This window comes from Flavobacterium sp. UBA4854 (assembly GCF_002399805.1).
GTDB lineage: Bacteria > Bacteroidota > Bacteroidia > Flavobacteriales > Flavobacteriaceae > Flavobacterium > Flavobacterium ginsengisoli.
In genome coordinates this window covers 1-14,912 of the sequence record NZ_DHEI01000083.1, presented here as the reverse complement: position 1 = coordinate 14,912, position 14,912 = coordinate 1, and the positions used below count along the sequence as shown (strand labels likewise).

Below are 14,912 nucleotides of genomic sequence, written 5' to 3'. Positions count from 1 at the left end.
ACCAAAGCTTTATTTGATTTCATTAATTTATTAAATGATGACACGGATTTTGCAAAGCAAATGCGAGATACTTTTACATTTTACTGTATTCCGATCCTTAATCCAGATGGCGCAAGACTTTACACTCGTGCAAATGCTAATGAAATAGACCTAAATCGTGATTCACAAGACTTATCACAGCCAGAAAGCAAAGTATTGCGTGAAGTATTTGAGAAATTCAAACCTGATTTTTGTTTTAATCTTCATGACCAACGCACCATCTTTGGAGCAGGCACAACCGGAAAACCAGCAACAGTTTCTTTTTTAGCTCCATCTTATAATGAGGAAAGAGAAGTAAACGATAATAGATTGAAAGCGATAAATATCATTGCTGGAATCAATGAAGAGCTTCAGAAATACATTCCAGGACAAGTTGGCCGTTTTGATGACTCGTTCAATATTAATTGTATAGGGGACACTTTTCAATTTTTAGGAGTTCCAACTATCTTATTTGAAGCAGGACACTTTCCAGGCGACTACGAGCGCGAAATTACTAGGAAATTCATCTTTTTCTCGTTAATTTTAAGCTTCAAACTGATTTTCGAAAACGATTTAGTTGACAATAGATTTGGTGAATATTTGAATATTTCACAAAATAATGTGGTTTTTTATGATTTTATGTATAAAAATGTCAAAATAAATTATGATGGTATCGAAATTATTACGAATTTTGTCGCACAATACAAAGAAGAATTAATCGAAAATAAGATTCATTTTAATGCTTACATAGTTGAAGTAGGCGAGTTGGAAAATTATTTTGGACATTACGAATACGATGCAAAAGGCGCAGAATATTCCGACGATTTCCAAAATCTTCCTAAAATGGGTCAGAAAGCAAATTTTTATTTAAATAAAAATGTTAAATTTGTTAACGGATTAATAAAAAGTTAATTTTTATGTGAATTTGTTGTTTTTTATATATAATTTTATACTTTGTAATAGCAATTAGTAATATTAATTAAACAATTATGAGTAAATTTCGTTTAGATGAAGTAGATCACCAGATTTTAGATATGTTAATAGACAATACGAGAGTTCCGTTTACTGACATTGCAAAAAAACTATTGATTTCTGCTGGTACAGTACACGTTAGAGTTAAAAAGATGGAGGATGCCGGTATTATCATGGGATCTTCATTAGCCTTGGATTACGATAAATTAGGTTATTCATTTATTGCTTATGTTGGGGTTTTCCTTAACAATACATCTCAAACTAAATTTGTATTGGAGAGAATCAATCAAATTCCATTCGTAACTGTAGCTTCTGTAACTACAGGAAAATTCAACATCTTTTGCAAAATTAGAGCAAAAGACACTAAACACGCGAAAGAAGTTATCTTCATGATCGACGATATTGATGGTGTTTACAGAACAGAAACTATGATTTCATTAGAGGAAAGTATTAACGATAAGAAGCGTTTGATGCATACTATTTTCAAAAATATGTAAGAATTTCTCTTGAATGCTATATTAAAATATAACCTCAAGTTTATTCTTGGGGTTTTTTTATGACTAATTAACCAACCAACTATAACACGATTATGTATACGTTGCCAAAAATTGAGCGTTTTAATCAAGACGTTCTCTCAAAATACCACATTTATAATAGTGTTTTTATAACATTACCCTTTGATTCTATCGATAACACAGGAGTTTTACTTCCTTTATTTACAGAAACTTGCGAAACGGGCTTTAAAAAACAGGAAACTCCAAAAGAAATTGTAGATTTCTTCTCTAATAAATTCTTAAGTAACGCTTCTGAAGCTGAAAAAATCGACCTTATGTTTCGATTTATTCAATATATAGAGCGCCAAATTGTATTATTTGATGCTATTGAAGATGCTGCTTTTCCTGAAGTAAATAATATGGAAGGGCGAGGGTCTCTTCGTGATATTAAAGAAAAATCAGATGCCAAAGAAAAAGATGACGAATTAATTGAATTCTTAGAAAACTTCAACGTTCGTACCGTTTTAACAGCGCATCCAACTCAGTTTTATCCTGGTCCCGTTTTAGGAATTATCAATGACTTGACAGAAGCAATTCGTAAAAATGATCTTTTGGAGATTAAACAATTGCTGGCTCAATTAGGAAAAACTCCTTTTATTCAAAAAGAAAAACCAAATCCTTACGACGAAGCGGTAAGTTTAATTTGGTACCTAGAAAATGTATTTTATGCTACAGCAGGAGAAATTGTACATTATCTGCAAAAAAATATTGCAGAAGGAAATCCGATTCAAAATCAGTTGATCAAACTTGGTTTCTGGCCAGGAGGTGACCGCGATGGAAATCCTTTTGTTACTACAGACATTACACTTAAAGTTGCAGATCGTCTGCGAACTTCAATTTTGAAGTGTTATTATGTAGAAATGAGAAATCTAAAGCGCAAGCTAACTTTCTCAGGAGTAGACACTTTAGTAGCAGAACTTGAACATAAACTTTACCGTTCTGTATTCTACTCTAAAGGGGATATTTTTATCACTTTAGAAGAATTATCTACGCAATTAGAGAAAATCCGAACTATAATTATTGAGAAACATCAGTCATTATATTTGGATGAATTAGAAGCACTTTTAGTAAAGATCAATTTATTTGGTTTTCATTTTGCAACTTTAGATATTCGTCAAAACAGCAAAATTCATAATGCAGTTTTCAAAGATGTAGTAAACTACTATCTGAATTCTGGTTCAGATATTTTCCCTAAAAATTATTTCGAATTAACGGAAGATCAAAAAATTGATGTTTTATCGAAAGTTAAGGGGAATTTGAATCCGGCTGATTTTGAAAGTGAAATTACAAGATATACTTTAGAATCTGTTCAAGCTATTAAAACCATTCAGCAAAATAATGGCGAAGAAGGAGCAAATCGTTATATTATTAGTAATAACGAAAGTGCCTTGAATGTGATGGAAACTTTCGCTATGATTCGTTTGAATAATTGGGAAAAACCAACTGTAGATATTATTCCGCTTTTTGAATCTGTAGACGATTTACAAAATGCGCATTCTATAATGGAACAGTTGTATACCAATCCAGAATATGCTAAACATTTGAAGTCTAGAGGAAATAAACAAACAATCATGCTTGGATTCTCTGACGGAACTAAAGATGGTGGTTATTTAATGGCTAACTGGAGTATTTATCAAGCTAAAATTTCATTGACCAAAATCTCTAGAGAATACGGAATTAAAGCTATTTTCTTTGATGGACGTGGTGGACCTCCTGCTCGTGGCGGTGGAAAAACACATAAGTTCTATGCGTCTCTTGGACCAAAAATCGAAAATAACGAAATTCAGATTACAGTTCAAGGTCAGACAATTAGCTCTAATTTTGGAACTTTAGATTCTTGCCGTTATAATATCGAAAACTTGTTGAGTGCTGGCGTTACAAATCAAGTTTTCAGTAAAGAGAAAAATGAACTGACTGCAGATGAAACTCAAATCTTGACAGATTTAGCTAATTTGGGGTATGATAAATATTTAAGCTTCAAAAATCATCCGAAATTTATTCCGTACTTAGAAAAAATGAGTACGTTAAAATATTACTCAAAAACTAATATTGGAAGCCGTCCTTCAAAAAGAAGCAAATCTGAATCATTAGATTTTGCTGATTTAAGAGCAATTCCGTTTGTGGGTTCATGGAGTCAGTTAAAACAAAACGTTCCAGGATTCTTTGGAGTTGGTTCAGCTTTAAAACATTTTGAAGAATCTGGGCAATGGGATAAAGTAAGTGATTTGTATCATAATTCATTATTTTTCAAAACATTGCTTGAAAATAGTATGATGTCACTAGCAAAATCTTTCCTGCCATTGACAGCTTATATGAAAAATGATCCTGAATTTGGTGAATTCTGGCAGATTATCTACGATGAATTCTCAGAAACAAAACGTCTTTTATTGAAAATTGCTGGACACAAAACCTTGATGGAAAATTATCCTGATGGTATTGCTTCAATTCAAATTAGAGAACGTATAGTTTTACCTTTATTGACAATTCAACAGTATGCTTTATTGAGAATCAATGAGTTAAATAAAGAGCAAACTCCTGATGAAGAATTAATTAAAGTTTATGAGAAAATCGTAACAAGATCTTTATTTGGAAACACTAATGCAAGTAGAAATTCAGCTTAAAATATAAAAAATGAAAGCAGCAGAATTATTAGATAACGAATATTCAGGTCATTTTGGAACCTACGTCAAAGCAGCTGGAGACGGAATTTTGATTGAAGAATTAGAAATTTCGCTTCACGAGTTTATCCGATTTGTGCAAAATATTCCAATGGATAAATTTGATTATCGCTACGCAGAAGGGAAGTGGACAATCAAAGATATCATTCAGCATGTTATTGATACAGAAAGAATTTTTGCTTATCGTGCTTTGCGTTTTTCAAGAAACGATAAAACGCCTTTACCAAGTTTTGAAGAAAGCGATTATGCAGACAATACAGATTCAAATAAGAGAAGCATTCAAGATTTGCTTACTGAATTTTCAGCTGTAAGACATTCAACTTTATTATTCTACAAAAGTTTGTCAGAAGAACAGTTGAAGAGAATTGGTACAGCATCTAATAATCCAATTTCTGTTCGTGCTTTAGGTTTTGTAATGATTGGACATCAGAAACATCATCAAAAAGTTTTTGAGGAAAGATATTTGTAAAAAATGAATATAAAAAAAGCTGTACTATTGAAGTACAGCTTTTTACTTTTAGAAATAGAGCTTCGACTCCGCTCAGCCTGACACGCCAATAAACACTATTCATTGTCAGGCTGAGCGGAGTCGAAGCCTTTCTTTTATATCTTTTGATTCTTTCTCTCCAAAAAAGCCAAACCAAATCGAATTTTATCATAAGACATCTTTTCTTCAAAATATTCGAAGTAAGGCCTTAAAGCATTCGGATTTTCTAATTCAATTTTTGCTTTTTCAATTTTCAGAATTTCATCTTCAGATACAAATTGGCTTAAATCGATATCATTTCCATCAATGTATAATTTAGCCAAATGAGAAATAATGGTAGTTTCTCCTAAATTTCGTTGTCCTGCAATCTCTTCAACAGAAAGTCCCCCTTGAAATAATTCTAATGTTTTTTTATAAGTGTTATCTTTTTTTTCTTTTTTAACAACCGATTTGTTTCGCTGAAATTCAATTATTGCTTTTATGAAATCATCTCCATATTTTTCGAGTTTCACTTTACCAACACCTTCAACAGCAAGGAATTCCTCATCTGTTACAGGTTTTAGAATTTCCATTTGCCTTAACGCAGCATCACTAAAAATAACATAAGCAGGTACTTCTTCTTCTTTTGCAATTTCGTAACGCAATTTTCTAAGTGTTTCAAAAAGCGAGTTTTTCTCAGTCTTGACTTTTGTTTCTTTTATTTGATTCTTGTCAATTACCTTTTTCACAACAGTTGTCAGTTTTACTTGTTCTCCTTCAAACAAAACTTTCTTTGCAAAAGAAGTAAGCAGAATTTTATTATGTTGATGAAAGGCAATTTCACAATATCCTAAATTGATGAGCTGAATAAGATATTGATTCCAATCGTACCAAGAAACATCATGTCCAATTCCGTACGTTTTCAGCTCTTGATAATTTTTTTCGTAAATATACGCGTTTCTCGAGCCTCTCAAAAAATCGACAATAACAGCCAACGGTTCAGATTCTTTTAAACGCACAATAGCAGACAACGCCTTTTGCGCAAGAATTGTCCCATCGAAAAAAGTTGGCGGATTTTTGCAAATATCGCAGTTTCCGCAATTCTCTGTAACCAATTCACCAAAATAAGACAAAAGAATTTTTCTGCGACAGCTTACGGCATCTGCATATTGTTTCATGCGATCCAATTTTGCCAGCTGAATATCGGAGTTCAATCCTTCGGAAGCAAATTTTTGCAATTGGATTACATCCGCGTAACTTTCAAACAAAACGGTTTCTGCAGGAAGACCATCTCGACCAGCGCGCCCGATTTCCTGATAATAACCTTCAATATTTTTTGGTAAGTTATAATGAATAACCCAACGAACATTCGATTTGTCAATTCCCATTCCGAAAGCAATTGTAGCGCAAACTACTTGACAGTCGTCATTTATAAATTGATCTTGAGTTTTAGCACGCGTTTCATTATCTAAACCAGCATGATAGGCTTTTGCCTCGATGCCATTCTTCTTTAATTTTTCGGCAAGTTCTTCTGTAGTTTTACGACTTAAGCAATAAATTATTCCAGACTCATTGGGTTTATTTTCAATAAAATCAATTATTTGTTTAACGCGATCTAAAGCTGGGCGAACTTCTAAACTTAAATTTTTCCGATCAAAAGACGCAATAAATGTCTTTGGATTCTTAAGATTTAATTGTTTGGATATATCTGTTCTAGTTGCTTTATCAGCCGTGGCAGTCAAAGCTAAAATTGGAGTAGAAGGGAAGCGGCTTTTTAAATATCCTAAATTAGTATAAGCAGGTCTAAAATCATGTCCCCAAGACGAAATACAATGCGCTTCATCAATTGCTATTAAACTAATATTCAACTCATTGAAAGCCATATCTAAGTAAGAAAGACTTTCGGGAGCGATATAAACTAATTTAAAATGATTTGATTTTAAGTTGTCTATATAATATTGCTGTTCTTGTGATGATTGAGAACTATTAATGTAACAAGCAGATATTCCGTTGGTTTTCAAACTGTCAACCTGATCTTTCATTAATGCAATCAAAGGAGATATTACAACTGTAATTCCTGGCAAAATTAGAGCCGGAAGCTGAAAACATATTGACTTTCCTCCTCCAGTTGGCATAATAGCCAAGGTATCTTGACCAGATAATATCGTATTAATTATGGTTTCTTGATTTGGTCTAAATTTTTCGAAACCAAAATTTTCTTTTAATGTGGTATGTAGAATTTCTGAAGTCATAGGCTTATATTTTTATTCAAGATTTAAATGTAAAAATAATCCTATAAAAATAAAAATTTAAATTAGTTATGTTTATTGTGTGTATCATAAAAAAAGGAACTCCAAATAGAGTTCCTTTTATTTATTAAAAAGAAAATGAATTAATCTTCATCATCTTCGTCTTCTTCATCATAATCAGTGTCTGCTTTGTCATCATCATCGTCATCGTCGTCACCACCGTCAGTATCTGGTTTGTCATGATTATCATCGTCGTCGTCATCGTCGTCGTTACTAATATCATCATCAAGATCCAAACCTTTAACTGGTGCAATTGCATCTACATCAACATCTAAATCGTCATCTTCATCGTAGTTTTCAATTCTGTCAGCAAGTTTAGTACTAATTTTTACTAAGTAAATAGTGTCTTCAGTACGAACTTCAACAGCTTCGACCAATTCGTTTTTAGCATTTCTAAAACGGATTACATCCGAATCATCATAACCATCAGGAAATTTTTCAACCAAAAGGTTTAAAATTTCGTTGGTAAGTTTAGCGTAGTCTACTATAACTCTTTTCATAAATTATCTTATAAATCTAATAAGTATGCAAAAATTAACGGAGCAACAATTGTAGCATCCGATTCAATAATAAATTTAGGGGTTTTGATGTCTAATTTACCCCAAGTGATTTTTTCATTTGGAACTGCCCCAGAGTAAGAACCATAACTAGTTGTTGAATCTGAGATTTGGCAGAAATAACTCCAAAATGGAACATCGTGCATTTCCATATCTTGATATAGCATTGGAACAACACAGATAGGGAAGTCACCCGCAATACCACCACCGATTTGGAAGAATCCAATTCCGTTTGAACTGTTTTTAGAATACCAATCCGCAAGGAAAGTCATGTATTCAATTCCAGATTTCATGGTAGATGCTTTTAAATCTCCTTTAATTACGTATGAAGCAAAGATATTACCCATTGTACTATCTTCCCATCCTGGAACGATAATAGGTAAATTTTTCTCTGCAGCTGCATACATCCAGCTATCTTTTAGATCAATTTCGTAGTATTCTTCTAAAACGCCAGACAATAACATTTTGTACATAAATTCGTGAGGGAAGTAACGCTCACCTTTGTCGTCAGCATCTTTCCAAATTTTGTAAATATGTTTTTGTAAACGACGGAAAGCTTCATGCTCAGGAATACATGTATCTGTAACACGGTTTAATCCTCTTTCTAATAAAGCCCATTCGTCTTCTGGTGTTAAATCACGGTAGTTAGGAACTCTCTCGTAGTGAGAATGAGCTACTAAATTCATGATATCTTCTTCTAAGTTTGCTCCAGTACATGAAATAATATGCACTTTGTCTTGTCTGATTACTTCGGCAAAAATTTTACCAATTTCTGCTGTACTCATTGCGCCAGCCATACTTACCAGCATCTTGGCACCATCAGCTAATTGCTGCTCGTATGCCTTTGCAGCATCTACTAATGAAGCAGAGTTAAAATGCAAATAGTGTTTTTCAATAAACTGACTGATTGGTCCTTTCATTTTTTTTGTTTTTTTTTGAATTAAAAAGTTTAACCTTTTTGGATGTTAATGCAAATTAAGAATTTTAAACAAATTTCTTTCACTTAATCTGCCGTTTTTTATAACTTTTTTTTGTAGCCTAAAATCTTTAAAACATCGTCCGAAGTCTGTTGTTCTGAGAAAACCTCGGTTGCCAGAATTCCATTTTCATCACGATCAATTAAGATGTGTTTTGGCTGCGGAATCAGACAGTGGTGTAAACCGCCGTATCCTCCAATTGTTTCTTGATAAGCGCCAGTATTAAAGAATCCGATGTATAATGGTTTCTCTTTGCTGTACTTAGGCAGGTAAATTGCATTCATGTTTTGCTCAGAGTTGTAATAGTCGTCACTATCACAAGTCAGACCTCCCAACAGTACCCGCTCGTAAGTATCATTCCAGCGGTTAATAGCCAGCATGATAAAACGTTTATTTATAGCCCAAGTATCTGGTAAAGTGGTAATGAAAGATGAGTCGATCATATTCCATTTTTCTCTATCATTTTGTTGTTTTTGATACAAAATCTGATAGATTGCACCACCGCTTTCACCTACTGTAAATGATCCAAATTCCGTAAAAATATTTGGAACATCAACTTCAGCTTCATCACAAGCAATTTTAATTTGATTGATAATTTCATCAATCATATATTGATAATCATACTCAAAAGCAAGTGAGTTTTTGATAGGGAAACCACCGCCAATGTTTAGTCCGTCTAGTGTAGGACATTCTCTTTTAAGAGCAATGTAAACTTTAATACATTTTACAAGCTCATTCCAATAATATGATGTATCGTTTATTCCGGTATTGATAAAAAAGTGAAGCATTTTCAGCTCTAATTTATCATTCTCCTGAATTTGTTTTTTATAGAAAGAAACTATGTTTTTATAACCAATACCTAATCTAGAAGTATAAAACTCAAATTTAGGTTCTTCTTCAGCAGCAATACGGATTCCGATTTTGAATTTTCCTTTAATTTCTGCTTGAAGCAAATCTAACTCTTCGTAATTATCAATAATCGGAATAGTATTTTTATGTCCGTTATTAATTAATCTTGCGATGTTATTAATGTACTCGTCTCTTTTAAAACCATTGCAAATTACATATGTACTTTTGTTGATTTTACCATTTTCTAATAAATTCTCAACAATATTCACATCAAAAGCAGATGACGTTTCGATATGGATGTTATTCTTGAAAGCTTCATTCATAATATATTCAAAATGAGAGCTTTTTGTGCAATAACAGTAATAGTATTTTGCGTCGTATTTATTCTTTTCCATCGACTTTCTGAACCAAGCTTTTGCTTTGTTGATGTTTTCAGAAATCTGAGGCAAATAAGTAAACTTTAATGGCGTACCATACTGTTCAACCAATTTCATTAAATCGATATTGTGAAACAATAGGTTGTCTTTGTTTAATTTAAATTCCTCTTGCGGAAAGTAATATGTTTGGTTTATTAGATCAGAATATTTTGTATTCATTTATTTATCAATATTTTAGAGATTGTAATTTTATTTAATTTTAGGTTTTTGGGGACTTAATCTTAAATTCAAACTCTAATATTGGCAAATATAATAGGCAGTTTTTCATGCTCCGCTTTTGTACATTGGAAAACATCAAAACAAAATGGGCTTTTACTATTATAAAAACGATTCAACATTCTTAATAAAGAAGTGTTGAGCCTGTTTCTGTAAGAGCTAAAGTGCCTTTGCTGATTGTTTGTTTTCATGGGGCAAATGTAAAAAATAATATATACCAAATGCAATGCTTTTGATTAAAAAAAGTTTAAGATTTATAATCGTCAAACGCTTCTAGAATCAATTTATTTTCAACGGATTGGTTAATTTTTATTTTTCCGATTCCTTCAATCAATGCAAATTGAATTAAACCGTATTCATTTTTTTTGTCGTGAATTAACAATTCTAAGATCGGATCAATGTCTTTTTCCTCAAAAAATACATCGTCATAGATATCTTTAATAACTGCTTTAATTTCTCTATATTCTTCTTCAGAAATCAATCCTTTTTGTAGCGAAATATAACTTTCCAAAATCATTCCAACAGCAATAGCTTCTCCGTGCAGTAAAGTTGTTTTTTCTTCACTTTCTAGAAAGTATCCTTCAATAGCGTGACCTAGCGTATGTCCGAAGTTTAGAGCTTTACGGATATTTTTCTCTGTTGGATCCTGAATAACGATTTCATTTTTAATTTCAACAGAACGATAAATCAATTGATCCAGTTCATCAAAAACAATCGATTTTAAATCTGAAAATTGTCTCCAGTATGGCGCATCATATATTAAACCATGTTTTAGCATTTCTGCTAGACCAGAACGCATTTCGCTTTGTGGCAAAGTTTCCAAATATTGTGTATCAATTAAAACCATTTGCGGCACATTGATAACTCCGATCTGATTTTTAAGATTTCCTAAGTCAACACCTGTTTTTCCTCCAACAGAAGCATCAACCATAGATAATAATGTAGTTGGAATATTAATAAAGTCTACGCCTCTTTTAAAAGTAGAAGCAACAAAACCGCCTAAGTCTGTAACAACACCGCCTCCTAAATTAATAATAAGCGATTTTCTATCAGCTCCAAGTTCTGTCAAGATATTCCAGATCTCAATACAGGTTTCTATATTTTTGTTTGCTTCTCCAGCTTCAAATTCTATGATTTCTATTGCTAAATCAGTTTCTAAAAGCGGAATAAATTTAGATAAACAATATTCATTAGTCTGATCATCAACAATTATAAATATATTAGAATATTTACTTTCTCTTAAATGTTTATTTAAAGCTTCGTAAGCATTCTCATTAAAATGCACGAGATAATTATTGGCTTGAATAGATTGCATAGTTCTTTTAGTTAATTTAAAGCGCAAAAATAAGGCATTTTTACCTTAATAATATTCAAACTTTAAGGCTAATTTGTGTAAAATGCGGGTTTGCTTCTTTAAAATTAAGATAAAATTCTTTTAAGTAGTAAACATTTACTTCATAAATTTATGCTTTTGACATTCTTATTAACAATATACAAAAATTTGATGCCGTTTGATAAAGAATATTCAAAACACTCTCTATATTTGCATAAAAAATAAAACTTAATGGAAAAGATATTCGACAACACTCAAGTTGCGTTTTCACTAAAAAGCGACACAGAGCTTGATAGAGCTTATTTCCTTTTCAAAATGATTGACAGTGAACCTCTTGTAAGAATTGGTACAGCTGTAACTAATTTTGCAATTAAAGCTCATTTACCAGTAGAAGGATTAATTCGTGCAACTGTTTTTGACCATTTTTGTGGTGGTGTAAACGAAAATGACTGTCTTACTGTTGTAGACAAAATGTTTACAAAAGGAGTTTCTTCAGTTTTAGATTATTCTGTTGAAGGAAAAGAAGAAGAAGAGCAGTTTGATGCCGCTTTAGAAATGACTTTAAGAACAATCGATTTTGCTAAAGAACGTTTGGCAATTCCATTTGCAGTTTTTAAACCAACTGGTTTAGGCCGTTTCGAATTATATGAAAAATTAGGAGAAAAACAAACTCTTAACCCAGCAGAACAATCAGAATGGGATAGAGTAGTAGCTCGTTTTGATAAAGTTTGTAGTGAAGCGCATAAAAAAGATGTAGCTTTATTAATTGACGGTGAGGAGAGCTGGATGCAGGATGCTGCTGATGATTTGGTTACCGACATGATGCGTAAATACAATAAAGAAAAAGCAATTGTATTTAATACTTTACAAATGTACCGTTGGGATCGTTTAGATTATTTAAAAAAAATTCACGAAGTTGCAAAAACTGAAGGTTTCTATATCGGAATGAAATTGGTTCGTGGCGCTTACATGGAAAAAGAAAACAAAAGAGCAGAAGAAAAAGGCTATGTTTCTCCAATTTGCGTTTCTAAAGAAGCTACAGATGTAAATTATGATAATGCTGTACAATATATGTTAGAGCATATTGACAAAATGGCCATTTTTGCAGGAACTCATAATGAATTAAGTTCATACAAATTAATGGAAATGATGGCAGAGAAAGGAATCGCTAAAAATGATTCTAGAATCTGGTTTGGACAATTATATGGAATGAGTGATAATATTAGTTACAACTTAGCAGAAAACGGCTATAACGATGCTAAATACTTACCATTTGGACCTGTAAAAGATGTTATGCCGTACTTGATTCGTCGTGCAGAAGAAAACACTTCGGTTGCTGGGCAAACAAGTCGCGAATTATCTATGATTAAAGCAGAACGCAAGAGAAGAAAAGGAAAATAATTTTTAGTTTTCTGTTTTCTGTCTCACTTAATAGATAAAAAAAAACTCCAATCTTTTTTGATTGGAGTTTTTTTTTATCTATTAAGCGGAGTTTAGATCCTTTTATGAATTACTAAACTGTAAATTACTCAAGTTTTTATAAATACCGTTTTCTAAGTTTATTAATTCTTGGTGCGTTCCTTCTTCTGAAATTTTTCCGTTGTCAAGAACTAGAATTTTATCTGCATTTCTAATTGTCGAAAGACGGTGAGCAATGATAATGCTTGTTCTTCCTTCCATTAACACTTCTAAAGCTTCTTGAACTAGTTTTTCGCTTTCGCTATCTAAAGACGATGTAGCTTCATCTAAAATCAAAATACTTGGATTTTTAAGCAATGCTCTCGCAATTGCAATACGCTGACGCTGACCTCCAGAAAGTTTAACGCCACGTTCTCCAACCAAAGTTTCAAATTTCTCAGGAAAACCATCCACAAAATTATAAGCGTTGGCTTGTTTTGCGGCGGTGATAATCTCTTCTTCTGTAGCATTCGGATTTCCGTAAGCAATATTTTCTCTAATTGTTCCTCCAAATAAAATTACGTCTTGAGGAACGATACTCATATTTCCGCGAAGATCTTCTAAGTCATAATCCTGAATATTCTTGCCATCAACTAATATTTGTCCAGAAGTTATGTCGTAAAAACGTAATAAAAGAGAAGAAATAGTAGATTTTCCTGCACCACTTGGTCCTACGATTGCAATTTTTTGTCCAAATTCGGCAGTAAAATTAACATCTTTTAAAACCTGAACTTCTTTTCTTGAAGGATAACTAAAAGCAACATTATTGAAAGACACGTTTCCTTTAATTTTTTCAACTGCAGAAAGTCTTGGTTTAGCATTAATTTCTTCAGGAGTTTCTTCTAATAATTCAAAAACACGTTCTGTTGCGCCAACTGCTTTTTGGATCTGCGCATACATTTCTGCAATTCCGCCAAAAGAAGCTCCAATAAAAGTAGTATACAATACAAACGAAATTAAATCACCAACACCCTCAACTTCTCCTTTAATTGTTAGTGTAATTCCGTACCAAACAACAGCAACAACACATCCGAAAAGGCAAAGAATAATAAATGAAGCAAAGTAACCTCTGTATTGACCACCTTTAATGGCAATTTTTACAATTTCTCTAATCTTGTTTTTATAACGTTGAATTTCGTACCATTCGTTAGCAAATGCTTTTACATTACTAATTCCTTGTAATGTTTCTTCAACAATAACTTGACTTTCAGCAACTTTATCTTGTGTTTTTTTTCCGTATTTACGAATGAATCTTCCAAAGATTACAGCAGCAACCGCCACAACAGGCACAATTGCTAACATCATTAAAGTTAATTTTGGACTAATGCTTCCTAAAATTATAAAACCTCCAATAATTAGAATAAACTGACGTAAAAACTCTGCAATAGTCGTACTAAATGTATCTTGTAATTGCGAAATATCAGCACTTATTCTACTATTAAGTTCTCCAACGCGTTTTTGCGAATAAAATGACATTGGTAATTTTATCAAATTCTCATATAAAGCAAAACGAATGTTTGAAAGCGAGTTTTCGGTAAAATTCACAAACAATGAAATTCTAAAAAAAGAGAAAATAGCCTGAAGTCCTAGAATTACCATTAAACCAAGAGCTATTTCATTTGCCTTTGAAAGGTCTTTATTGGTAACACAATCTACTAACATTCCCATTAATTTAGGAAAGGCTAGGGCAGTGGCACTTGTTAAGAATAAGAAGATCAAACCAAGGAAGAATTTCCATTTGTGGTTTTTAGCATATTTAAAAATTCGGAGAGCTTTTTGAAGGGAGTTAGAGTTTAATTTAGCTTTAGGTAAATCATTTTCTTGAAATCTTGCCATTTGAATATACAATTAAGGTACGCAAAGGTATAACTATAGCAAATGATTACAAAAAGAATATCCTCATTTAGTATCAAGGCATTCAATTTTTAACTAAATTTTAAAAAATATACATTTTTACTCATTTTTAATTCATTGATAAATAGAATTCTAAAAATTTTATTAGATCTTTTTTTTACTTTTTTCAAAAAAACACTTGGAAATATAAAATCTAGCTGTATATTTGCACTCGCAATCACAAACGATAGCAAC

General features: G+C 32.2%; 11 protein-coding genes. 5 read left to right on the top strand and 6 right to left on the bottom strand.

Features of this window, described 5'->3' with window-relative positions; all coding sequences use genetic code 11:
* The 4 genes from B3J44_RS11515 to B3J44_RS11500 all read left to right on the top strand — a co-directional run.
* Positions 1-930: M14 family metallopeptidase (locus tag B3J44_RS11515; protein ID WP_286968568.1), on the top strand; the 930-nt coding region annotated here is incomplete at its 5' end.
* Between the two features lie 77 nt (positions 931-1,007).
* The gene (locus B3J44_RS11510) at positions 1,008-1,487 is read left to right on the top strand and encodes an Lrp/AsnC family transcriptional regulator (protein WP_008468989.1); all 480 of its coding nucleotides are present in this window, start codon (positions 1,008-1,010) and stop codon (positions 1,485-1,487) included.
* A gap of 92 nt (positions 1,488-1,579) precedes the next feature.
* On the top strand, positions 1,580-4,165 hold the full coding sequence (locus B3J44_RS11505; RefSeq protein ID WP_286968567.1) for a phosphoenolpyruvate carboxylase: 2,586 nt from the start codon (positions 1,580-1,582) through the stop codon (positions 4,163-4,165).
* Between the two features lie 10 nt (positions 4,166-4,175).
* Positions 4,176-4,691: a DinB family protein gene (locus tag B3J44_RS11500; RefSeq protein ID WP_286968566.1), complete on the top strand. Its 516-nt coding sequence runs from the start codon at positions 4,176-4,178 to the stop codon at positions 4,689-4,691.
* A gap of 134 nt (positions 4,692-4,825) precedes the next feature.
* On the opposite strand, the gene recQ is transcribed toward B3J44_RS11500, so the two are convergent.
* The 5 genes from recQ to aroB form a co-directional block, all read right to left on the bottom strand.
* Complete coding sequence (recQ, locus tag B3J44_RS11495; protein WP_286968565.1) at positions 4,826-6,940, bottom strand: DNA helicase RecQ; 2,115 nt, start codon at positions 6,938-6,940, stop codon at positions 4,826-4,828.
* Positions 6,941-7,080: 140 nt separating this feature from the next.
* A complete protein-coding gene (locus B3J44_RS11490) occupies positions 7,081-7,497 on the bottom strand; it encodes a DNA primase (RefSeq protein ID WP_198855618.1) in 417 nt (138 codons plus the stop codon).
* A gap of 8 nt (positions 7,498-7,505) precedes the next feature.
* Entirely contained in the window at positions 7,506-8,474 is a 969-nt protein-coding gene (locus tag B3J44_RS11485; protein WP_057117936.1) for a deoxyhypusine synthase family protein, read from the bottom strand.
* A gap of 98 nt (positions 8,475-8,572) precedes the next feature.
* Entirely contained in the window at positions 8,573-9,976 is a 1,404-nt protein-coding gene (locus tag B3J44_RS11480) for an arginine decarboxylase (RefSeq protein WP_198855620.1), read from the bottom strand.
* 304 nt (positions 9,977-10,280) lie between these two features.
* The gene (gene aroB, locus B3J44_RS11475) at positions 10,281-11,348 is read right to left on the bottom strand and encodes a 3-dehydroquinate synthase (protein ID WP_286968564.1); all 1,068 of its coding nucleotides are present in this window, start codon (positions 11,346-11,348) and stop codon (positions 10,281-10,283) included.
* 249 nt (positions 11,349-11,597) lie between these two features.
* Between aroB and B3J44_RS11470 the strand changes: the two genes are divergently transcribed.
* On the top strand, positions 11,598-12,767 hold the full coding sequence (locus B3J44_RS11470) for a proline dehydrogenase family protein (RefSeq protein WP_286968563.1): 1,170 nt from the start codon (positions 11,598-11,600) through the stop codon (positions 12,765-12,767).
* A 102-nt stretch (positions 12,768-12,869) separates the two neighbouring features.
* Here the strand turns inward: B3J44_RS11470 and B3J44_RS11465 are convergent, their stop codons facing one another.
* A complete protein-coding gene (locus B3J44_RS11465) occupies positions 12,870-14,660 on the bottom strand; it encodes an ABC transporter ATP-binding protein (RefSeq protein WP_286968562.1) in 1,791 nt (596 codons plus the stop codon).
* Positions 14,661-14,912 lie beyond the last annotated feature (252 nt).